Below are 22,517 nucleotides of genomic sequence, written 5' to 3'. Positions count from 1 at the left end.
CGCGTGACCATCAGAAAGCCCGCCTTCAAGGCGCGAACGCGCAGGCGTGGTGGGCCCACTCCAAGCGTTCGCAACGCCGAAGGCGGGCTTTCTGATGGATCACCCGGAGGGGCGGGGGGGGGGGGGGGGGGGGGGGGGGGGGGGGGGGGGGGGGGGGGGGGGGGCGCCCCCCGCCTCCCCGGGCCCCCCCCCGGACACCGGCGCGGGCACGTTATTAGTGTGAACAGGCCCTAGCGCGCGGGCTTGTCGCCCTTGCCGCCCAGCAGCCCCTTGATCGCGCTGCCCACGCCTTCGACGACGCCCTTGACGCTGACACCGACCGTTTCGCCGAGCCCCGCCGCGACGCGCAGGGCGAGGCTTTCGTCGAGCTTGAACTTCGGGTCGTCGGTGCGGCCTTCGAGCGTGAACTTCAGCGCGATGCGGCCGTCGCGCTTGAGCGTCGCGAGGACGGCGCGGCGTTCGACGCCGGCGAACGTGCCGCCCTCGGCGTCGCCGAATTCGAGGCCCGCGATCGTCAGCTGGCCGGGCGCGTGCACCTGGCGGTTGGCGACGCTCGCGTCCATCGACAGGTCCAGCGTGCCATGGCGCACCGCGCGCTCGCCGAACTTCAGCAGGTAGGGCTGCAGCGCGACCACGTCGACGCCGGCCAGGCGGATCGCGAGGTTCGCGTCGTGCGCCGCCGGCGCCAGGCTGCCCTTGATGGCCACCTGGCCGTCGCGCTCGACACCCCTGAGCACGCCCTGCAGGTCGAGCGTCATCGGCTGCGCGAGTTTCGGCAGCGCCAGGCCGCTCACCGTGCCGTGCACCTGCTCGAAGCGCAGCTTGTGCGTCTTGCCATCGGGCAGCGTGGCGTCGTGCAGGTCGACGGCCATGCGCTCGAAGCTCATGTGCTCGATGACCAGCGCGGTCGCGGTCTCGCCGGGCGCGACGGCCTGCGAGGCCTGCAGCGCCGCGGCCTGGGCGCGCGAGGTGTCGCGCAGCGCGGGCAGCAGCGTCAGGTGGTCGGGCGTGCGCAGCATGACCAGCGTGCCGTCGCGCACGCGCACGTCCGCGATGGCGAGCGGCTCGCCGCGTCGATAGGCCCACAGGCTGGCGGCGGTGATGTCGACCGTGACCTCCCGCGCGTCGAACTCCTCGTTCGCCGGCCAGGCGCCGGGCGCGTCGCTGGCGGCCACGTGCACGTCGCGCAGCGTCACGGTGGGATAGTTCAGCGAGATCGAGCCGACCGTCGTGCGCGGCCCCAGCGCCTGCAGGATACGGTGACGGGCATCGTGCGCGGCGAAGATGACGACGCCCAGCGCGACGGCCACGACCGCGGCGCCGGCCAGGAGCAGCCGGCGATACGTCGCGAGGAAGCTCAAGGCTTGACGCGGGACGCGCGCAGCACCGACGACGAGCGCTTGAGCGTGCGCAGCACGTCGGCCAGGTGCAGCCGGTCGCGCACGCTCACGAGCAGGCGCAGCTCGGTCGTCTCGGAGGCGCGCTCGTCGCCCATGTCGATGTGCGTGATGTCGGCCTCGGCGGCGCTGATCGCCTGCGCGACCTGCGCCAGCGCGCCCTTGGCGTTGGCGACGAGCACGCTCACCGCGCTCTCGAACTGGCGGGTCAGCTGCTCGGCCCAGTCGACCTCCATCCAGCGGTCGCCGTCGCGCTCGCGCAGGCGGCGGCCGATCGAGCAGTCCTTGGTGTGCACGGTCAGGCCCTCGCCGCCGAAATAACCAGCGACTTCATCGCCCGGAATCGGCCGGCAGCACGTGGCCAGCTGCACCGACGCGCCCTCGCTGCCGTCGATCTCGACGACGTTCTGCCCGACCTGCGCCTCGTTGGCGGCGTAGCGTCCCATCGTCAGGGCCACCGCGCCCGGGCGCGTGCCACGCTCGCCCAGCAGCTGCGCGAGGCGCTTGGCGACGATGGACGCGATCTTGCGTCCGAGGCCGATGTCGACCATCAGCTCGGCGCGGTTGCGGCTGCCGCTCCAGCGCGTCAGCGACTGCCACAGCGCCGCATGCTCCTCGTCGTCGGCCGGCACCGCCATGCCTTCGTTGCGCAGCGCCTGCGTCAACAGCTTCTCGCCGAGGATGATGGACTCCTCGTGCTCGAGGTTCTTCAGGAAGTGGCGGATCTTGGAGCGCGCGCGGCCGGTGCGCACGGAGTTCAGCCACGACGGGTTCGGCCGCGCGTTGGGCGAGGTGCTGACCTCGACGACGTCGCCGCTCTTCAACTCGGTGCGCAGCGCCACCGGCTCGCCGTTGACCTTGGCGGCGACGCAGTGGTCGCCGACGTCCGAGTGGATCGCGTAGGCGAAGTCGATCGGCGTGGCGCCGCGGGGCAGCGCGAGGATCTTGCTCTTGGGCGTGAAGACGTAGACGGCCTCGGGGAACAGGTCGATCTTGACGTGCTCGAGGAACTCGCTGGAGTCGTGCGTGTCGCTCTGGATGTCGATCAGCGACTGCAGCCACATCGCACCGAGGCGCTGCGCCTCGTCCGGCCGGCCGGTGCCCGGCGTGCCGGCCTTGTACATCCAGTGCGCCGCGATGCCGGCCTCGGCCACCGCGTGCATCTCCTCGGTGCGCACCTGGAACTCGACGGCCGTGCCCAGCGGGTTGACCAAGGTCGTGTGCAGCGACTGGTAGCCGTTGGCCTTGGGGATCGCGATGTAGTCCTTGAAGCGTCCCGGCACCGGCTTGTACATCTGGTGCAGCGTGCCGAGAGACAGGTAGCACTCGGGCAACGAGTTGACGACGATGCGGAAGCCGAAGATGTCGTTGACCTGCGCGAAGCCGGCGTGCTTCTCGCGCATCTTGCGGTAGATCGAGAAGACCGTCTTCTCGCGGCTGTAGACCGTGACCTTGGTGCGCGCCTCGGCAAACGACTTCTCGACGTCGCGCCGCATGCGGTCGACGATGTCGCGCCGCGTGCCGCGCGCGCGCTCGAGCGCCTTGCCCACCGCCGCATACCGCCAGGGGTACATGAAGCGGAAGGACAGGTCCTGCAACTCGCGATACATCTGGTTGAGGCCGAGACGGTGCGCGATGGGCGCGAAGATCTCGATCGTCTCGCGCGCGATGCGCGAGCGCTTGGCCGGCGCCATCGCGTCCATCGTGCGCATGTTGTGCAGGCGGTCGCACAGCTTGATGAGGATGACGCGCACGTCGCGCGACATCGCCAGCAGCATCTTGCGGAACGACTCGGCCTGGCCGTCCTCCTTGGTGGAGAACTGCAGCTTGTCCAGCTTGGTCAGGCCGTCGACGAGGTCGGCGGTGGGCGAGCCGAACAGCTCGATCAGCTCGGGCTTGGTGACGCCGCAGTCCTCGATGGTGTCGTGCATCAGCGCCGCCATCAGCGCGGTGGCGTCGAGCTTCCAGTCGGCGACGAGCCCCGTGACCGCGAGCGGGTGCGTGATGTACGGGATGCCGCTGGCACGCAGCTGCCCCAGGTGCGCCTGGTCGGCGAACTTGTAGGCCTCGCGCACCTTCTTCAGGTCGGCCTTGCTGAGGTAGGTCAGCTTCTCGGACAGCTCGGCAAACGTGGTGACTTCGGACTGCGGTGCCATGCCTGTGGCCGGGGCGCGCGCCAGCGTGCTGTGCAGCTTGGCTGGCAGCAGGTCGGCGGCGAACGAACGAATGCTCATGTGCTGAATTTAGCCTGTTATGAGGCCGGCGCCGCCGAGGTCGGGAAATTGAACGCCTGCTCGGCAGGACGCCCTTGACGTCGACGTGGATTCTTCGGCGCGGGGCCGGCCGCATACCGCGTTTGGGGGATTCTATGAAACCGCTTTCAAAAAAGCGTGAAAACGACGGTTTTAACGCCCCGATCGGGCGTCAAATGCGCTCCGCCCCGGCCACGCAGGCACACGGCAGGGGGTATGGCTCGAGTGCCGGCGGAGCGCCCGAACGTTTCCGCCGGCGCGCCCGAGAGCGGACTGGCCTGAGCACGACGCATGCGGACGCGTCACCCCGAAACGACAGGAGACAGCGATGATTCGACGTGTTGCGGGACTTGCCGTCCTGCTTGCATTTTCCCTCTGGAAAGCGGCCCCGGCCGAGGCCCAGACGGCCTCCGACTACGCCCAGGGCGTGACCGTCAGCGGCAGCACCGCGACGATCTTCTTCAACCCGACCTCGAGCACGACGACGTGGACCGACGTCCACTACGCGGTCAACGGCGGCGCGCTGCAAAACCTGCGGATGGCGCGCGACGCGTCCACCGGCCACGAGACCCAGCCAGTCTTGCAAGCGGTTTCATCCGGCAACGTGATCAGCTACAGCTTCACCTACAACAAGGGCACGCCGGCCTACGACTCGGCCACCTATTCGTACACGGTCGGCTCAGCGCCCGTCTCGGTGACGCCCGCGGCCGGGCAGGCGTGCTTCTTCACCGACATCAACTACGGCGGCAGCTCGATGTGCACCAGCGCCAGCTCGAGCTGGGTCGGCGCCGCCTGGAACGACGTCATCTCGTCGGTGAAGGTGTCGGCAGGCACCCAGGTGGTGCTCTACGGCGACGTCAACTACGGCGGCGGCACGCTGACGCTGACCGCCGACACGCCCAACCTCGTGGCGTCGAACTTCAACGACGCGACCTCGTCGTACAAGATCTCGGCGGTGGCCGGGGGCGGCACCTGGAACCAGCAGACCACGTTCAACATCGTCAACGGCACGCACAACGCCTACGACAACGCGCACGTCTGGTGGGCCATCATCGGCAAGGACTGGACGAGCGGCCAGTTCGTCTGGGTCGACGCCAGCGGCAGGCTCGTTCCGATGAGCACGGCCGACAACGGCGCGCTGACGAAGAACGGCGTCACCTACACCAACTACTTCCACACGATCGCGCAGGCGAGCTCGGTCACGATCCCGCCGATCAACTCGGCGCGGCTGATGCTGAGCGTGGGCACGCCGATGTACATCCGCGTCAACCAGGACGTCAACGGCAACATCGGCTACGCCGGCGCCAACATCGAGAACCCGACCGACCCCAACATCGACGTCACGTTCGACTTCGTCGAGATGGCCATCGTCCCGACGACGGGCTTCTACGGCAACACCACGCGCGTCGACCAGTTCGGCTTCCCGGTGACGCTGCGCCTGCAGGGCCTCGGCGGCTTCGACCAGACGGTGGGCGAGACGGCCACGCGCGCCTCGCTGGTCTCGGCCTGGGCGTCGTCGGTGCCGGCGCAGTTCCAGGGCCTGGCGCAGGCGCCGTACTCGCCGTACCGCATCATCGCGCCGGCCCACGCCAGCTTCAACACGAGCGGCGCCAACGCGCACTACCTGGACGGCTACATCCAGGGCCTGTGGACGAAGTACGCCTCGCAGTCGCTGACCTTCACCGACCAGCAGGGCACGTTCACCGGCCATGTCGTCAACGGCCAGTTCCAGTTCACCGACGGGCAGGGCACGTACACGATCGCGCGGGCGCCGACGACGACCGAGGCCTTGCTCGGCAACGGCGTGCTCAACGACCCGACCGGGCAGACGCCGGGCAGCGCGGGCTACGACAAGCAGCTGCAGATCCAGGCGCAGATGTGCGCGGCCATCAATCGCCACATCGTCGAGAACCCGGCGCAGTGGTCGACGCCGAGTGCGTTCTACGTGTCGCCGTCGAACTCGTACTCGAAGTTCTGGCATGACCACTCGCTGAACGGCTTGGCGTATGGCTTTGCGTATGACGATGTCGGTGGCTTCAGCTCGTCGCTGCACACCGCCGCGCCGACGATCGCCACGGTGACTGTCGGTTGGTGACGGCGGCGCGCCCGCGCGTCACGCGCGCGGGCAACAAAAAGGCCCGGGTCTCGCGACGCGGGCCTGGTTCGCTGCGGCGCCCGTGGGGCGCCCGCGGGCGATCAGGTCGGAACCTTGCGCAGCATTTCCTTGCCGATCTCGCCAGCAGCGATCTCGCGCAGCGCGGTCACGCCATGCTTGTTCTTCGATTCGATCTTGGGCGTGTGGCCCTGGCTCAGCATGCGAGCGCGGTACGTCGCGGCCAGCACGAGCTGGAAGCGGTTCGGGATCTTTTCCAGGCAGTCTTCAACGGTGATGCGGGCCATTCGATATTTCCTAGGCTGGGGACGAGAACAACGCGTTGACAAGCGCTGGCGAGGGACGGTTCTCCCGGACGGCCGTCAGGCCAGGTCGAGCGCGGCGAAGACGTCGGGGTGGTTGTCGCGTTGGGCCGCGAAGCGCAGGGCGTCGGGCTGCTCGCGAACCACGGCGCGAAGATCCGCCAAGGCCCTGTCGAGAGAACCGTTGATTATAACAAAGTCGAAGCGCTCGGCCTGGGCGACCTCGTGGCGGGCGTTCGCCAGGCGCTGGGCGATGACCTCGGGCAGGTCCTCGCCGCGGCCGCGCAGGCGCTGCGCCAGTTCGTCCCAGCTCGGCGGCAGGATGAACACGAGCATGGCCGCGGGGAAGAGCTCGCGGATCTGCAGCGCGCCCTGCCAGTCGATCTCCAGCACGACGTCCTTGCCGTCGGCCAGCAGCCGCTCCACGCTGCTGCGCGACGTGCCGTACCAGTTGCCGTGCACGTGCGCGTGCTCGAAGAACTGGCCCGCCGCGACCATCTGCTGGAACGTGTCGACGCTGACGAAGTGGTATTCGCAGCCGTCGCGCTCCTGGCCGCGCGGCGCGCGCGTGGTGTGCGAGACCGAGACGGCCAGGTGGGGCTCGTGCTGCAGCAGCGCCTTCACGAGGGTCGATTTGCCGGCGCCGCTGGGGGCGGCGACGACGAAGAGCTTGCCGGGGAGTTCCATGAAAGACGCGAGGGTATGCGGACGGGACTCGTCGGCGCTCGCGGGTCGCGGTGCCGACTCAGGCGCTCAAGTATCGCCGCAATCCATCCCTCGGCATCGACGCGAATGCTGAAGGAATGCGCGCTTTCTCAGATGGCGACGCCGTCGTAGACGGTCTTCAGCCCGGGCGTGTGCAGCACGCTCGCGGGCGTCACCGTCTCGCGCCGCCACGGAATGCTGCCGAAATACCAGACGCGCCAGAAGCCGATGTCGGCCTGCGGGGCGCTGGCGAGCAGCTGCTCGAAGGTCTCGACCTGGCCGACCTCGACGCCGGCGGCCTGTTGCAGTACCTCGCGCACGTAGCGCGAGCAGAACTGCCGGTGCGAATGGGCGTCGAAGCCGGTGTCGTAGAACACGTGCTCGCGCTGGGCGGCGGCCGCGACGATCGCGATCTGCTGCGCCTGCGTGAGCGGCGTGGGCAGGCGCATCACGGCGACGCGGCCGCCGGCCGAGCGCGCGACGAAGCGCGACAGCGTGGTCGAGCCGGAGAACGGGAAGCGGCTCTCGCCGATCACCGGCTCGCTGCCGGAGACGTCCAGCACGATGCCGACGTGGTTGGTCCACGTGCCGGTGGCCTCGGCGACCTTGCGGAACGGGTAGAAGCCGATGCGCGTGAAGACGATGTCGCCGACCTGCAGCGACTTGGCCAGCCGGGCGACCGGCTCGGCGGCCAACGCCGGGGCGAGCTCGTCGTCGGAGGCGTGGGCGCGGGCCTGGGCCAGGGCGCCTGTGGCGGAAAGAGCGGCGCACAGCGCGGCGGCGGTGCCGAGGCGGCGGAACGGGAAGGCAGGGCGGAACATGATGAATCCGAAGCGCCGGTCAGTGGCGAGGAGGCGCAGGATCGCGCAGCCCGGCAGTTCTTCAAACTGGTTCGGACGAGGTGGAAACCGGGAGCCTGTCCAGTATCGCGATGCGATACCGCGCTCGCCATCGACTGAATCCCCTATACAAGTTCGCGTCGATCTTCGGACCACCCTGGACCATCGGCGTGGGGACGCTCATGCAGTGACGGGCGGTAACGAGAACTTGCAATTTCATCGGCGATTCCTGCTCATCGTCACGCGAGAATGGACGAAGAAAAGAGGGTGGCCGCTGGATTCCGGACGCGCCGCCCCTGAGGGTGCTTGTTTGCAACCGGCCTGCAAGGCATCACTAGTCGTTGGTCACCATGATCTCCTCCAATACTGTTCCGGTTATGCCCGTCGCTCCCGTTGCCGGTGGGGTGCTGCGTCGACTCCGCCGCATCCTGACCAGCCCGATCCGCCTCGAGCGCCGCGGCTTCGACTTCCATTTCGTGCTCGGGCCGGCGCCCCGCAAGGCGGGCACCCGGCGCGCGGGCGAAACGGCGCCGCGCCGCCGCAGCCCGGCTGAAATGCCGTCGATGACCACCCGCGAGGTCTCCGAGGTGTGCGCCAACTTGCGCGCCATGCTCGGCGGCGAAGTCGGCCATCATCCGCGGTTGCCGTCGCTCGCGCTGCTGGAGCGGGCGCTGGTCAAGAACGGCGAACGCGGCGTCGACGACGTCCCGGCCGCCGTGCTGCGCCACGCCGCGCAGGCGCTGGACGCGTTCGACCTCGATCGCTATGGCCCCGGCCTGGTGCTGCTGCGCCGTCGCATCGAGCAGGTGCTGCGCCGCCGCCACGGCGATCGCCACACCCACGTGGCCTCGCAGCCCGACCAGCCGACCGAACGCCTCGCGGCCGCGATGGCGCCGGGCGCGCTGAAGGATTTCTCGGACAGCATGACCGAGTTCATCGACATCGACCGGATGTTCGGCGAACGCAACGCCTGAGACCGCACCCGCCATGAAAAAGAGCCGCGAAATGCGGCTCTTTGCGTTTGTGGCGGATCCGTCGACCCGCCCGGGCGTCGCGCTTTACAGCGCGGCGTCCTTCAGCTTCTTCAGCGCGCGCGTCTTGATCTTCACGGACGCCGGCTTGGCCGCGAACATGCGCTCGACGCCGGTGAACGGGTCCTTGCCCATGCGCTTCTTCTTGGCCGGCACGTTCTGCACCGTGACCTTGAGCAGGCCGGGCAGCGTGAACGAGCCGAGGCCCTTCTTGTTGACCGACATGACGATCGCGCCTTCGAGCGCGGCCAGCACGGCCTTGGCCGACTTCGCGTCGACGCCCGATTGCTCGGCGATGTGCGTCGCCAGGCTGGACTTGTTGAACGCCGTCTTGATCGGCTTCAGGGCGGCCGGCGCGGCCTTGACGGCCTTCGCGGGAGCAGCCTTCACGGCCTTGGCGGGCGCAGCGGCCTTCTTGACGGTCTTGGCCGGCGCGGCGGCCTTGACGGCCTTCTTGGCGGCGGGAGCGGGAGTCTTCTTTGCAGTTGCCATGAGTTCTCGAGGTCTTTGATGTCAATGCTTCGGCGAATGCCGCAGCGGCCGCGATTGTAGGCGGCGCGCGGCGGCGCCGCGCATTTGCGCGCTCATTCCTGCGCGAGGCCGTGCCGGCGCAGCGTCCTGCCATCGAGCTGGCGCTTCGCATGAGCGTAGATCGAAGACGAGCCGTAGCGTTCTTTCAGCAGCTGGTGGTCGGTCGACCTGACGCCGCGCCTGAGCACGACATCGAAGACTTCCGGCCCGTCGCGACCCAGCGCGCGCAGCCGCACTTCGTACCAGAGCCCGTCGATGCGATGCCACTGCACGCCGGGCGGCAGCGGCGCGCCGATGCGTCGTTCCCGTGCGCTCGCTTCCGCCTTCGCGGCGTCAGCCTGCTTGCGCCTGCGCTTCGCGATGACGCGAGCGCGGTTGACGAGCAGGATGCCCGTGCGCGGATGCACATACATCTCGGCGCGGCTCTCGGACAGCGGCACGAGCCCGCGCCAGCTGCGCACCCAGACCTTGTCGTCACGCCAGACAGTCTCGCGATCGACGTGGCTGTCGATGTGCTGGAACAGGTGCGCCTGCACGACGCTGCGCCGATCGAGCGCCGCGCAGAGCTCGCCATACACCTTGTCCCATGGCCGGCCGGCCTGGTCCGACAGGTAGCGATACAGCGGCCCCAGGTGCTCGCCGAAGTGCTTGCAGCCGTCGCGCTTCATGCCCAGGCGCGTGGGGCCGCCTTCGCCGTCGTCGTCGATCCGGTTGCGTTGCAGTCGCCGGCTGCCCTCGACGACGCGCGCGCACGCGCGCCCCCAGCGGGGTTCCTCGACCAATACCTTGCTCATGTCAGCGCGCATCGCGACCTCCCCGGGTGCTCGCGCGCAGGATTTCCTGAGTGCCCATGACGGGACTCCTTCATTGCGTCAACGGCCTGGCAAGAGCTGCGCGCGTACGCCGCCTCGCAAGCGAGGGCGGGTGCAGTCAGGGACTCGAGATCGACTCGGCGCCTGCGCGCGAAACGGGAGGACACTCGACCGTCGCGCGCCAGGCGTTGGCGCAACGGTCAGTGCATCGGGAGATGGCACTGCGGCATGGGCAGCCTTGCTTTCGGACGATGGACGCGGCCGGCGTCGACGACACCGGGCCCGCGATGGAACGAATCATGGCGGGGCGCGTCGAAGAAGCAAAGACTATTTACTTTCTCGCGTTGCGCCCGGCAGACGTCACTCGACGTTCTGCACCTGCTCGCGCATCTGCTCGATCAGCACCTTCATCTCGACCGACACGCCCGTCAGCTCCAGCGCCGCGGACTTCGAGCCCAGCGTGTTGGCCTCGCGGTGCAGTTCCTGGATCAGGAAGTCGAGCCGCTTGCCGAGCTCGCCGCCGCCCTTGAGCAGGCGCGCGATCTCCTCGAGGTGGGCGCGCAGTCGTGACAGTTCCTCGGCGACGTCGATGCGCAACGCGAACGTGGCGGCTTCGTTCATCGCACGCTCGCGCAGGGCCTCGGTGGGGACGCTGCCGGCCGAACTGGTGGCGTCCAGGCCGCCGGTAGCCTTCAGCGCCTCGGCCCAGCGTTCGAGGAAGCGCTGCTGCTGGCGTTCGACGACGGCCGGCACCAGCGGTTCGGCCTGGGCCGCGAGTTCGCGCAGGCGCACGATGCGTTCCATCAGGATGCCCACCAGCTTCTCGCCTTCGCGGGCGCGGGCCTCCCTGAGTGCGGCGACGGCGCGCTTGCCGGCCTCCATCAACGCCTCGTCCACGCGGCCACCGGTCGCGGCGGGCGCCGAACGGCACCATTGCAGGACTTCGTTCACGGTCAGCGGCTGTGCCTTGCCCATCCAAGACGTCACGGTGCCTTCCAGGCGTGACAATCGATTGAGCTGGTCCGCCGTGGGCTGCGGCCAGTCGTCGCCGCTGCTTTTGGCCGCGGAGACGCGTACGTCGACCTTGCCTCGCCGGCATCCGGCGGTGATCAGGTCGCGCAAGGCCCCCTCGTGCTGGCGCAACTCGTCGGGCATGCGGAAGGAAATGTCGAGAAACCGGCTATTCACCGATCGGAGTTCGACGGTGACCGCCGCGGAATCCGTGGCGGTGGCGCCCTCGGAGGATGCGGCGGATGCTGCGGTCGCCGAGGCGTTACCGAAGCCGGTCATGCTGTAAACTGCCATGTCGCGAGTGCCAGGTTGCAAAAAGAGATTATGTCAAAGCCAAAACCCGCCCCGCTTCCTTCGGGGACTGTGGTCGGCGGCTATCAGATCGTCAAGAAGATCGCCGCGGGCGGTTTCGGCATCGTTTACCTGGCCGAAGATGAAACACGTCATCTCGTCGCGCTGAAGGAATATCTTCCCGCCTCGCTGGCCGATCGGTCGCCAGGTGAATTGATTCCGCGCGTGAAGCCGGAAAAGCAGCCACTGTACCGCCTCGGGCTCAAGAGTTTCTTCGAAGAGGGCCGTTCGCTGGCGCAGATTTCGCATGCGAGCGTGGTCTCGGTGCTGAATTTCTTCCGCGAGAACGAAACCGTCTACATGGTGATGAATTATCTGCAGGGTGACACCATGCAGGATTTCATCGTCACCGCGCGCGACCTGAAGCGCGAAAAGGTATTGCGCGAATCCACCATTCGCTCGTTGTTCGACGAGATCCTGCGTGGCCTGCGCATCGTCCACCAGCACAAGATGCTGCACCTGGACATCAAGCCGGCGAATATCTTCATCACCAACGACAACCGCGCCGTGCTGCTCGATTTCGGCGCCGCGCGCGAAGTGCTGAGCAAGGAAGGCCAGTTCATCCGGCCGATGTACACGCCGGGTTTCGCCGCGCCGGAAATGTACCGACGCGACGGCTCGCTGGGCCCGTGGACGGATATCTACGCCATCGGCGCCTGTTTGTATGCATGCATGCAGGGGTATCCGCCCAACGACGCGCCGCAGCGCATCGACAAGGATCGCCTGCCGCTGTCGCTCTCGCGCCTGCGCAACGTCTATTCGGACAATCTCATCGAAGTCATCGAATGGTGCATGGCGCTCGACCCGCTGTCGCGGCCGCAGAGCGTGTTCGCGCTGCAGAAGGAACTGTCGCGCGAGATCGAACGCCGCTACACCACGCTCAGCTTCTCGGAACGGCTCAAGCTGCAGATCGAGAACCTGAAGTCAGGAACACACCCTTGAGCGCGCGCTCGGGGCTGGAGCAAAGTTCATGAAGTTTGGAACGTACCAAGTCAGCCGAAAAGGCGGCCGCGAGAAGAACGAAGACCGCATGGGCTATTGCTACACGCGCGATTCGGGCCTGTTCGCGCTCGCGGACGGCATGGGCGGCCATCCGGAAGGCGAGGTCGCGTCGCAGCTCGCGCTGCAGACCCTGGCGGCGTTCTTCCAGAAGGAGGCCAAGACCGACCTGAAGGATCCGCAGCGCTTCCTGCAGGACGCCATCCTCGCCGGCCACCACCAGCTCCTGCGCTACGCCACCGACCGCGGCCTGACCGACACCCCGCGCACCACCATCGTGGCCTGCGTGCTGCAGGGCGGCAACATCTACTGGGCGCATTGCGGCGACTCGCGCCTGTACCTCGTGCGCGGCGACCGCCTGATTGCCCGCACGCGCGACCACTCGTACTCCGAGCTGCGCGAGGCGCTGTCGCACGTGGTGCCGCTCGACGAGAAGGTCAACCGCAACGTGCTGTTCACCTGCCTGGGCAGCCCCGGCAAGCCGGTCATCGACAGCGCCGGCCCGATGGTGCTGCGTACGGGTGACCGTATCCTGCTGTGCTCCGACGGCCTGTGGAGCAGCGTCGAGGATCCCGACATCGTCAAGATGATGTCCGAGTTCCCGATCCACGACTCGGTGCCCGAGATCGTGGAGCAGGCGCTGCGCAACGCCGGCGAGAAGAGCGACAACGTCACCGCGCTGGCCGTCGAATGGGAAGCGTCGGAGGACGATGACGCCGCCGGCAACGTCTCCACGCGCACGCTGGGCGAGGACGTCTTCGCCTCGACGATCCAGGCCAGCATGAGTGGCGACTCGTTCCTGCCGGACATCGACGACGACGAGATCGAGCGTTCGATCCGCGAGATCAACGAGGCGATTCAACGCAGCGGGCCGCGAAAGCCCTGACGTCGCGGACAATCGCCGCATCCACACGAGCCGGGCATCATGTGCCCGGTTTTGCTTTCGAGAACAGGAATCCGCATGACCTTCGTCCGCACCCAGAACCGCGCCGTCAACGAGCTGCGCCCGGTCAAGCTGACGCGCAACTTCACCGTGCACGCCGAAGGCTCGGTGCTGGTGGAGTTCGGCGACACGCGCGTGCTGTGCACCGCCTCGGTCGAGGACCGCGTGCCGCCGTTCCTCAAGGGCAAGGGCGAAGGCTGGGTGACCGCCGAATACGGCATGCTGCCGCGCGCCACGCACACGCGCTCCGACCGCGAGGCCGCGCGCGGCAAGCAGAGCGGGCGCACGCAGGAGATCCAGCGCCTCATCGGCCGCTCGCTGCGCGCCGTGTTCGACATGAAGCTGCTCGGCGAACGCACGATCACGCTCGATTGCGACGTGCTGCAGGCCGACGGCGGCACGCGCACCGCGGCCATCACGGGCGCCTGCGTCGCCGCGCACGACGCGATCACCAGGCTGCTCGTCGCCGGCAAGATCGAGCGCACGCCGCTGACGGGCTTCGTCGCCGCGGTGTCGGTGGGCATCGTCGAGGGCACGCCGCTGCTCGATCTCGAATACGTCGAGGACTCGGCCTGCGACACCGACATGAACGTCGTCATGAGCGGCGCCGGCCACTTCATCGAGGTGCAGGGCACCGCCGAGGGCGCGGCGTTCTCGCGCGTCGAGATGAACCAGCTGCTGGACCTCGCGGACGCGGGCATCCGCCAGCTGATCGTCGCGCAGAAGGCCGCGCTCGAGTCATGACTGCCCCCACGCTCACGTTGTTCGCTGCCCCCCGAGGGGGCGTCTCCGCGCCTTCGGGCGGCCGGGCGTCGCGGAGATTCCCATGAAGCTCGTCCTCGCCTCCAACAACGCGAAGAAGCTCGCCGAACTGCAGGCGCTGTTCGACGGCCTGGGCGTCGAGCTCGTGCGCCAGGGCGAGCTGGGCGTGAGCGAGGCCGAGGAGCCGCACGTCACGTTCATCGAGAACGCGCTGGCCAAGGCGCGCCACGCGTCGGCCGCCACGGGCCTGCCGGCGATCGCCGACGACTCGGGGCTGTGCGTCGATGCGCTCGGTGGGATGCCGGGCGTGATCTCGGCCAACTACGCCACCGTCCTCGCGCGCGCGGGCGTGACGCCCGAGCGCGAGGCCGAGCGCGCGACGCAGGACGAGGCCAACAACGCACTCCTGCTCGAGAAGCTGCGCGACGTCGACGACCGCCGCGCCTGCTTCATGTGCACGCTGATGGCGATCCGTTCGGCCGACGACCCGCAGCCGCTCGTCGCGATGGGCCGCTGGAACGGCGAGATCCTGCGCGCGCGCGAAGGCGAGGGCGGCTTCGGCTACGACCCGCTGATGTTCATCCCGGCGTTCGGCGCAACGGTGGCGTCGTTGTCGAAGGAAGTGAAGAATGCGCATAGCCACCGGGCGATCGCGGCGGCGCAGATGAGGCAGTTGATGCAGCAGGCGTGGCATCTCTGAGCCTGGCGTCGTGAGCATCGTCCGCATCCACCCCGTCAACGCCGCCGGCGGCGAGTCCGGCGAGGGCGACCTTGCGAACGGCGAGTCGCTCGCCGGAGCGCCCCTGCGCGACCCGCAGTGGTACCACCGCCCCGGCACGCTGAGCCTGCCCGCGCCGCCGCCGCTGTCGGTCTACGTGCACCTGCCGTGGTGCCTGAAGAAGTGTCCGTACTGCGACTTCAACTCGCACGAGTTCCACACCGCCGGCGCGACGCCCAAGGACTTGCCCGAGCAGCGCTATCTCGACGCGGTGCGCGCCGACCTCGAGCGCTCGCTGCCCATCGTCTGGGGCCGCACGATCCAGACGATCTTCATCGGCGGCGGCACACCGTCGCTGTTCTCGCCGGACGGCATCGCGCGGCTGCTGTCCGATCTCCGCATGCTGCTGCCGCTGGCCGCCGACTGCGAGATCACGATGGAGGCCAACCCCGGCACGTTCGAGAAGGATCGCTTCCGCGCGTTTGCGCAGGCCGGCGTCAACCGGCTGTCGATCGGCGTGCAGACCTTCAACGACGCCCACCTGCGCGCGCTCGGCCGCGTGCATGACGGCGCGCAGGCGCTGGCCGCGGCGCAAGAGGCCGCGCGCAGCTTCGAGACCTTCAACCTCGACCTGATGTACGCGCTGCCCGGCCAGACACTGGCCGACCTCGACGCCGACCTGGCCCAGGCCTTCGCGCTCGGCGCGCCGCACCTGTCGCTGTATCACCTGACGATGGAGCCCAACACCGTCTTCGCGAAGCGCCCGCCGGCGAACCTGCCGGATGACGACACCGCCTACGACATGCTCGATCGCGTCACCGAACGCACGGGCGGCGCGGGCTTCGAGCGCTACGAAGTCTCGGCGTACGCGAAGAGCGGTCATCGTTGCCGTCACAACGTCAACTACTGGCAGTTCGGCGACTACCTGGGACTGGGCGCGGGCGCGCACGGCAAGCTGTCGTTCGCGCATCGCGTGACGCGCCAGGTGCGCTGGCGCGAGCCGGGCATGTACATGGACCGGTCGCTGGGCGGGCAGGGCGTGTCCAACGAGGCCGACGTCGCGCGCGCGGAACTGCCGTTCGAGTTCATGCTCAACGCGCTGCGCCTGCGCGAGGGCTTCGCGCTGTCGCTGTTCAACGAGCGCTGCGGGCTGCCGCTGTCGGCGATCGAGAAGGGCCTGGCCGAGGCCGAGAAGCGCGGCCTGATCGCCCGCACCGGCCTGCCGGGCGGGGAGTGGGTCCAGCCCACCGTGCGCGGCTTCGACTTCCTGAACGACCTCCAGGAACTGTTCCTGTAGCGCATGCCCCGTCTCCTCGGGAGAGGGCAGGCACGCCGATTGCCATCGGATCCAATGGTTGAGCAGACATCGCGCCGCGATGTCCGGACGTCCACGCGCGAGGAATCCCTCCCCGTGCCGCGGCGCACTCCACCTATGATCGCGCTCGCCCGACCTCGCCGACCCAGGACGCCATGCCAAATTCCGCCATCGACACCGACCAGTTCAACCGGATCGCCCGCCGCAACGTGACGCTGCCGCTGGTGGTCGGCCTCGTCAGCGCGGCCGCGTTCCTCGGCTTCTTCCTGTACTTCATGACGGTGACGGGGTGGGTGGACCACACGCATCAGGTCATCGGCAAGCTCAACGAGCTGACCACGCTGCAGGCCGACATGGAGTCGGGCGCGCGCGGCTATGTCGTGACCGGCGACGATTCGTTCCTGGCGCCCTACCAGGTCGCCAAGCCCCAGCTGGGCACCCAGCTGGAGGACCTGATCCAGATGACGGCGGACAATCCGGTGCAGACGGATCGCCTGAAGCGCGTGCGCTCGCTGCAGCTCGCGTGGGAGGCCTATGCGCAGGAGGTCATCGACGCGCGCAGGAAAGGCGGCGACGCGGCCTCGATCGTGAAGTCGGCCACCGGCAAGCAGTTGTCGGACCGCGTGCGCGCCGAAGTGCTGGCCGCTCGCGGCAACGAACAGACGCTGCTGACAGACCGGCTCGACACGTTGAGGCTGGTCACCTGGGTCGGCATTGGCTCATATGTCCTTTTCATCATCGTCGTCAACTGCTACATCGCCTGGGCCGGCCGGCGCGACATCAAGCAGCTGTCGGACGACTTCGGCGGCGCGCTGAAGGCGCAGACCGATGCGGCCAACGTGCTGTCCGAGCAGGCCTGGGTGCGCGATGGCCAGGCCCAGCTCGCCGAGACGCTGATCGGCCAGCAGACGCTCACCACCGTCGGCCGCAGCGTGCTGGCGTTCGCGGGCCGCTACCTCGACCCGGTCGTCGCGGCGATGTACGTGCGCGACGACGCGGGCCTGCTGCAGCGCGTGTCCACGCACGGCTTCGACGGCACCGAGGGCGACGGGCAGGTCAGGGCGGCGCTCGAGGGCCTGGTCGGCCAGGCGCTGCGCGACGGCCGCCTCAACCACGTGACCAACCTGAAGGGCGGCTACTTCAAGGTCGGCTCGGGCCTGGGCGAAGGCGCGCCGGCGGAACTGCTGGTCGCGCCGATCAGCAACGACGGCGTCGTCAACGGCGTCATCGAGCTGGGCTTCATGCGGCCGGTCGCCGAGCGCGACATCGCGCTGCTGAAGCTGATCGCCGGCAGCATCGGGGCGTCGGTCGACTCGGCGCTGTTCCGCAAGCGCCTGCAGGACTCGGTGGAGGAGACGCAGCAGCTCAACGAGGAACTGCAGGTGCAGCAGGAGGAGCTGCGCACCGCCAACGAGGAGCTGGGCGAGCAGTCGCGCGTGCTCACCGAGTCGCAGCAGCACCTGGAGCACCAGCAGGCCGAGCTCGAGGCCACCAACACGCAGCTGGCCGAGCAGGCCGGCGTGCTCGATCGCAAGAACGAGGCGCTCAACGAGGCGCAGGTCGCGCTGCAGGAACGCGCCGACGAACTGCAGCGCGCGAGCCGCTACAAGTCCGAGTTCCTCGCCAACATGTCGCACGAGCTGCGCACGCCGCTCAACAGCTCGCTGATCCTGGCCAAGCTGCTCAGCGAGAACAAGGAAGGCAACCTCAGCGCCGAGCAGCTGAAGTTCGCGCAGACGATCTACGGCGCGGGCAACGACCTGCTCAACCTGATCAACGACATCCTCGACCTGTCCAAGGTGGAGGCCGGCCGCCTCGAGCTGCAGCCGCAGTTCGTGTCGGTGCAGCGCCTGGTCGACGGGCTGCAGCGCATCTTCGAGCCGCTCGCGGGCGAGAAGAAGCTGGCGTTCGAGGTGATCGTCGAGCCCGACGCGCCCACGTCGATGGTGACGGACAACCTGCGCGTCGAGCAGATCCTGAAGAACCTGCTGTCCAACGCCATCAAGTTCACCGAGTCGGGCGCGGTCACGATCCGCGTGCAGGCGCGCCCCGACGATCGTCTCGCCTTCGCGGTCAAGGACTCGGGCATCGGCATCCCCGAGGGCCAGCAGGACATCATCTTCGAGGCCTTCCGCCAGGCCGACGGCACGATCAACCGGCGCTACGGCGGCACGGGCCTGGGGCTGTCGATCTCGCGCGAGCTGGCGCGCCTGCTGGGCGGCACGATCGCGGTGGAGAGCGCCGCGGGGCAGGGCAGCACGTTCACGCTGACGCTGCCCGCGAAGTGGACCGACGTGCCGGAGGCCGCGCCGTCGGAGGGCCTGCCCGCCGCGGCCACCGCCAGCCTGAACGCGGATTCGGGTCGCCGCGCGACCTCGTTGGCGCCCGCGCCCGCGAGCGTGACGCCCGCGCCCGCGGCGGTGTCCCCGGCGCCGAGCCCCGGGAGCTTCGCCGACGACCGCAACGATCCGACGCCCGAGAAGGGCCGCGTGCTGCTGGTGGTGGAGGACGACGAGACCTTCGCCGGCGTGCTCTACAACCTCGCGCATGAGATGCGCTATCGCTGCCTGGTGGCCAGCAGCGCCGGCGAGGCGCTCGAGCTCGCGACGAGCTACCTGCCCAGCGCGATCCTGCTGGACGTCCGGCTGCCGGACGGCTCTGGCCTGAGCGTGCTGCAGTTCCTGAAGGACGATCCGCGCACGCGCCACATCCCGGTGCACATCGTGGCCGGCGAGGACTTCTCCGAGATCGCGCTGCACATGGGCGCGATCGGCTTCGCGGTCAAGCCCACCACGCGCGACGAGCTGCAGCAGATCTTCCAGCGCCTCGAGGAGAAGGGCGCCAAGAAGGTCAAGCGCGTGCTGGTCGTGGAGGACGACGCGCGCCAGCGTGACAGCGTCGTGCACCTGATCAAGGAAGACGACATCGACATCGCCGCCGTCGCCACCGGCGCCGAGGCGCTGGAACTGCTCAAGGACACGGTCTACGACTGCATGATCATCGACCTGAAGCTGCCCGACATGGACGGCAGCGAGCTGCTCGAGCGCATGACGATGGAGGACATCTGCTCGTTCCCGCCGGTGATCGTCTACACGGGCCGCAACCTCACGCGCGAGGAAGAGACCAACCTCAACAAGTATTCGCGCTCCATCATCATCAAGGGCGCGCGCTCGCCCGAGCGGCTGCTCGACGAGGTGACGCTGTTCCTGCACACGGTGGAATCGAAGCTGTCGGCCGAGCGCCAGACCATGCTGCGCACCGCGCGCAACCGCGAGAAGGTGTTCGAGGGCCGCAAGGTGCTGCTGGTCGACGACGACGTGCGCAACATCTTCGCGCTGGCCAGCGCGCTGGAGCAGAAGGGCCTGCAGGTCGAGATCGGCCGCAACGGCTTCGAGGCGCTGTCCAAGCTGGCCGAGGTGCCCGACATCGACATCGTGCTGATGGACGTGATGATGCCCGGCATGGACGGCCTGGAGGCGACGCGCCGCATCCGCGCGAATCCGAAGCTGTCGCAGCTGCCGGTGATCGCCGTCACCGCCAAGGCGATGAAGGACGACCAGGAGCAGTGCCGCCGCGCCGGCGCCAACGACTACCTGGCCAAGCCGATCGACCTGGACCGCCTGTTCTCGCTGATGCGCGTGTGGATGCCCAGCATCGAGCGCCTGTGATCCACCTCGCGCAAACCCTGGCCCCGTGCTTGCCTATGCAAGGCAGTGCTCCGTTCTCCTGATCCCATGCCCCACGTCGCCACCGCCGCCGATATCGAGATGCGCCTGTTGCTGGAAGCGGTGTACGCGAAGTACAGCCACGACTTCCGCGACTATTCCGGCGCGTCCCTGAAGCGCCGCGTGCAGCACGCGTTGCTGCAATTCGGCTGCGACACGATCTCGCAGCTGCAGTCGAAGGTGCTGCACGACCCGGTGGTGTTCCAGCAGCTGCTGGAGATCCTCACGATCCCGTTCACGGAGATGTTCCGCGATCCGACCTACTGGCTCGCGCTGCGCCAGCAGGTGGTGCCGCTGCTGCGCACGTATCCGTCGCTGAAGGTGTGGGTGGCCGGCTGCGCCACCGGCGAGGAGGTGTTCTCGCTGGCGATCCTGCTGCAGGAGGAAGGCCTGCTCGAACGCACGCTGGTCTATGCCACGGACATCAACCCGGCGGTGCTGGAGAAGGCGCGCCAGGGCATCTTCCCGATCGCCGCGGTGCGCCAGCACACGGCCAACTACCAGGCGGCCGGCGGCAAGCGTGCGTTCTCCGACTACTACAACGCGGCCTACAACGCGGCGCGCTTCGATCCCGACCTGATCCGCAACGTCACCTTCGCCGACCACAGCCTGGCGACCGACACGGTGTTCTCCGAGACGCACTTCGTCTCGTGCCGCAACGTGCTGATCTATTTCAACAAGGCCTTGCAGAACCGCGCGTTCGGCCTGTTCCACGAGTCGCTGTGCCATCGCGGCTTCCTGGGCCTGGGCAGCAAGGAGAGCCTGGACTTCTCGCACTTCGCCGACAAGTTCGAGCCCATCGTCAAGCGCGATCGCATCTTCCGGAAAGCGTGATGTCCGCCGCCGAAGTCTCGTCGCCCGACGCCGTCGATGCCGCCGCCGCCCGTTCGATCGAGGCGGTGGTGATCGGGGCGTCCGCCGGCGGCTTCGAGGCCTTGCTCGCGATCCTGAAGGGCCTGCCGGCGACGTATCCGATGCCGCTCGTCGCGGTGCTGCACCTGCCGGACAACCACGACAGCAAGCTCGCGGAGCTGTTTGGCTATCGCCTGTCGCTGCAGGTGCGCGAGGCGCGCGACAAGGAATCGCTGGCCGCGGGAACGCTCTACTTCGCGCCCTCGGGCTACCACCTGTCCATCGAGAACGACGCCAGCTTCTCGCTCAGTTGCGAGGATCGCGTCAGCTACGCGCGGCCCTCGATCGACGTGCTGTTCGCCTCCGCGGCCGACGCCTACGGGAAGTCCCTGGCGGGCATTCTGCTCACCGGCGCAAACTACGACGGCGCCGCGGGCCTCGTGGGCATGCAGGTTGCTGGTGGACTGACCATCGTCCAGGATCCGGCGTCCGCCGAAGTCCCGACGATGCCCGAGGCCGCGATCCGCAGAATGACGCCCGACCTGATCCTTCCACTCGCAGAGATCCACTCCTTGCTGCGCAGGCTTGGAGAAACCCAATGACGATAGACCCCGGCATCAAGCTCCTGATCGTCGACGATCTCCCCGAGAACCTGCTCGCGCTCGAAGCCTCGATCCGCGACGACGGCTACAGCATCCACCAGGCGTCCTCCGGCGAGGAGGCGCTGGCGCTGCTGCTCGAACACGAGTTCGCGCTGGCCATCCTCGACGTGCAGATGCCCGGCATGAACGGCTTCGAGCTGGCCGAGCTGATTCGCGGCATGGCCCGCACCAAGCACCTGCCGATCGTGTTCGTCAGCGCCGCGGGCAAGGAGCTCGATTACGCGTTCAAGGGCTACGAGAACGGCGCCGTCGACTTCCTCTACAAGCCGCTCGACGCCTATGCCGTCAAGAGCAAGGTGCAGGTCTTCGTCGATCTCTATCGCCAGCGCACCGAGCTCCGGCGCCAGCTGGTCGCGCTGGAGGAGTCGCGCCGGCGCCAGCAGGCGCTCGTGTCCGAGCTGCAGACCGCGCAGATCGACCTGAAGCGCGCGCTGCAGATGCGCGACGAGTTCATGTCGATGGTGGTGCACGAGCTGCGCACGCCGCTGAGCGTGCTCGCGATGGAGGTGCGCGTGCGCCAGCACCAGATCGCCGCGGAGAACACCGCGTTCTTCGCGGCCGAGAACCTGTCCAGGATGTTCGAGCGCGACCAGCGCCAGGTGCGCAGCCTCACGCGGCTGATCGACGACATGCTCGATGTCTCGCAGATCCAGCACGGCAAGCTGTCGATCCGGCGCGGCAGGTGCGACCTCGCGGCGATGCTCAAGCGCGTCGTGGGCGAGGTGCAGGGCCAGCGCAGCGACGTGCCGATCACGCTGAAGGCCGATTGCGTCGACCTGGTCGGCGAGTGGGATGAGTTCCGCCTCGAGCAGGTCGTCGTCAACCTGCTGACGAACGCGCTGCGCTATGGCAACGGCAAGCCGATCCGCGTCGAGCTGAACCAGTTGCCCGGCGCCGCCACGATCCGCGTGAGCGACCTCGGCGTGGGCATCGCGCCGGAAGACCGCGGGCGCGTGTTCGAGCAGTTCGTGCGCGTGGGCGACCGCCTGCGCACGCCGGGCCTGGGCCTGGGCCTGTACATCACCAAGCAGCTGGTGGAGGCCCACGGCGGCACGATCAGCGTCGACAGCACGCTGGGCGAGGGCTCGACCTTCACGGTGGCCCTGCCGACGATGACCGCCGAGGCGACGCCCGCCGCCGCCACGCCCGCGCCGGCCAAGGCCGCCTGAGGCGGTCGCACCGGCGGCCGCCTGTCGG

The 22,517-nt window shown here is 68.4% G+C and carries 19 protein-coding genes; 11 read left to right on the top strand and 8 right to left on the bottom strand.

Annotation, left to right across the window (positions count from 1 at the left end):
- Window positions 1–230 precede the first annotated feature (230 nt).
- A complete protein-coding gene (locus tag LPC04_RS26825) occupies window positions 231–1,361 on the bottom strand; it encodes a DUF748 domain-containing protein (RefSeq protein WP_275685395.1) in 1,131 nt (376 codons plus the stop codon).
- Window positions 1,358–3,631, bottom strand: coding sequence for a RelA/SpoT family protein (locus tag LPC04_RS26820; RefSeq protein WP_275685394.1), 2,274 nt, complete (start codon window positions 3,629–3,631; stop codon window positions 1,358–1,360). The genes LPC04_RS26825 and LPC04_RS26820 overlap by 4 nt, the downstream gene beginning before the upstream one ends.
- 346 nt (window positions 3,632–3,977) lie before the next feature.
- On the opposite strand from LPC04_RS26820, the gene LPC04_RS26815 reads away from it, so the two are divergent.
- Complete coding sequence (locus LPC04_RS26815) at window positions 3,978–5,744, top strand: beta-1,3-glucanase family protein (RefSeq protein ID WP_275685393.1); 1,767 nt, start codon at window positions 3,978–3,980, stop codon at window positions 5,742–5,744.
- 101 nt (window positions 5,745–5,845) lie between these two features.
- Here the strand turns inward: LPC04_RS26815 and rpoZ are convergent, their stop codons facing one another.
- From rpoZ to LPC04_RS26800, 3 genes are all read right to left on the bottom strand, one after another.
- The gene (rpoZ, locus tag LPC04_RS26810; protein ID WP_275685392.1) at window positions 5,846–6,049 is read right to left on the bottom strand and encodes a DNA-directed RNA polymerase subunit omega; all 204 of its coding nucleotides are present in this window, start codon (window positions 6,047–6,049) and stop codon (window positions 5,846–5,848) included.
- Between the two features lie 75 nt (window positions 6,050–6,124).
- Window positions 6,125–6,751 (bottom strand): guanylate kinase, encoded by a 627-nt coding sequence (gene gmk / locus LPC04_RS26805; protein ID WP_275685391.1) that lies wholly within the window; start codon window positions 6,749–6,751, stop codon window positions 6,125–6,127.
- Between the two features lie 128 nt (window positions 6,752–6,879).
- Window positions 6,880–7,590, bottom strand: a complete 711-nt coding sequence (locus tag LPC04_RS26800) for a YebB family permuted papain-like enzyme (RefSeq protein WP_275685390.1) — start codon at window positions 7,588–7,590, stop codon at window positions 6,880–6,882.
- 395 nt (window positions 7,591–7,985) lie between these two features.
- Between LPC04_RS26800 and LPC04_RS26795 the strand changes: the two genes are divergently transcribed.
- A complete protein-coding gene (locus tag LPC04_RS26795) occupies window positions 7,986–8,582 on the top strand; it encodes a hypothetical protein (RefSeq protein WP_275685389.1) in 597 nt (198 codons plus the stop codon).
- Between the two features lie 84 nt (window positions 8,583–8,666).
- Here LPC04_RS26795 and LPC04_RS26790 read toward each other — a convergent pair whose 3' ends face one another.
- The 3 genes from LPC04_RS26790 to LPC04_RS26780 form a co-directional block, all read right to left on the bottom strand.
- Window positions 8,667–9,131: an HU family DNA-binding protein gene (locus LPC04_RS26790; protein WP_275685388.1), complete on the bottom strand. Its 465-nt coding sequence runs from the start codon at window positions 9,129–9,131 to the stop codon at window positions 8,667–8,669.
- Between the two features lie 92 nt (window positions 9,132–9,223).
- Window positions 9,224–9,964, bottom strand: a complete 741-nt coding sequence (locus LPC04_RS26785; RefSeq protein ID WP_275685387.1) for a hypothetical protein — start codon at window positions 9,962–9,964, stop codon at window positions 9,224–9,226.
- A gap of 378 nt (window positions 9,965–10,342) precedes the next feature.
- Entirely contained in the window at window positions 10,343–11,287 is a 945-nt protein-coding gene (locus LPC04_RS26780; RefSeq protein ID WP_275685386.1) for a YicC/YloC family endoribonuclease, read from the bottom strand.
- Window positions 11,288–11,317: 30 nt separating this feature from the next.
- Between LPC04_RS26780 and LPC04_RS26775 the strand changes: the two genes are divergently transcribed.
- The 9 genes from LPC04_RS26775 to LPC04_RS26735 all read left to right on the top strand — a co-directional run bounded on the left by LPC04_RS26775 (window position 11,318) and on the right by LPC04_RS26735 (window position 22,489).
- Window positions 11,318–12,286, top strand: coding sequence for a serine/threonine protein kinase (locus tag LPC04_RS26775; RefSeq protein ID WP_275685401.1), 969 nt, complete (start codon window positions 11,318–11,320; stop codon window positions 12,284–12,286).
- Window positions 12,287–12,314: 28 nt separating this feature from the next.
- Window positions 12,315–13,229: a PP2C family protein-serine/threonine phosphatase gene (locus tag LPC04_RS26770; RefSeq protein WP_275685385.1), complete on the top strand. Its 915-nt coding sequence runs from the start codon at window positions 12,315–12,317 to the stop codon at window positions 13,227–13,229.
- Window positions 13,230–13,304: 75 nt separating this feature from the next.
- On the top strand, window positions 13,305–14,030 hold the full coding sequence (gene rph, locus LPC04_RS26765; protein ID WP_275685384.1) for a ribonuclease PH: 726 nt from the start codon (window positions 13,305–13,307) through the stop codon (window positions 14,028–14,030).
- Window positions 14,031–14,112: 82 nt separating this feature from the next.
- Window positions 14,113–14,748: an RdgB/HAM1 family non-canonical purine NTP pyrophosphatase gene (gene rdgB / locus LPC04_RS26760; RefSeq protein WP_275685383.1), complete on the top strand. Its 636-nt coding sequence runs from the start codon at window positions 14,113–14,115 to the stop codon at window positions 14,746–14,748.
- A gap of 16 nt (window positions 14,749–14,764) precedes the next feature.
- Window positions 14,765–16,063 carry a radical SAM family heme chaperone HemW gene (hemW, locus tag LPC04_RS26755; protein WP_420854777.1) on the top strand — a complete coding sequence of 433 codons (1,299 nt, stop codon included), beginning with the start codon at window positions 14,765–14,767 and terminating at the stop codon, window positions 16,061–16,063.
- Between the two features lie 173 nt (window positions 16,064–16,236).
- On the top strand, window positions 16,237–19,749 hold the full coding sequence (locus tag LPC04_RS26750; protein ID WP_275685382.1) for a response regulator: 3,513 nt from the start codon (window positions 16,237–16,239) through the stop codon (window positions 19,747–19,749).
- A 66-nt stretch (window positions 19,750–19,815) separates the two neighbouring features.
- A complete protein-coding gene (locus LPC04_RS26745) occupies window positions 19,816–20,640 on the top strand; it encodes a CheR family methyltransferase (RefSeq protein ID WP_275685381.1) in 825 nt (274 codons plus the stop codon).
- Window positions 20,640–21,260 carry a chemotaxis protein CheB gene (locus LPC04_RS26740; RefSeq protein ID WP_275685380.1) on the top strand — a complete coding sequence of 207 codons (621 nt, stop codon included), beginning with the start codon at window positions 20,640–20,642 and terminating at the stop codon, window positions 21,258–21,260. The genes LPC04_RS26745 and LPC04_RS26740 overlap by 1 nt, the downstream gene beginning before the upstream one ends.
- Entirely contained in the window at window positions 21,257–22,489 is a 1,233-nt protein-coding gene (locus LPC04_RS26735; RefSeq protein ID WP_275685379.1) for a hybrid sensor histidine kinase/response regulator, read from the top strand. The genes LPC04_RS26740 and LPC04_RS26735 overlap by 4 nt, the downstream gene beginning before the upstream one ends.
- The last annotated feature ends 28 nt before the right edge of the window (window positions 22,490–22,517 follow it).

The organism is Scleromatobacter humisilvae (assembly GCF_023231945.1).
Lineage (GTDB): Bacteria > Pseudomonadota > Gammaproteobacteria > Burkholderiales > Burkholderiaceae_C > Scleromatobacter > Scleromatobacter humisilvae.
Note: the sequence above shows the minus strand (reverse complement) of the source record. Positions and strands in the feature narration are given on the sequence as shown.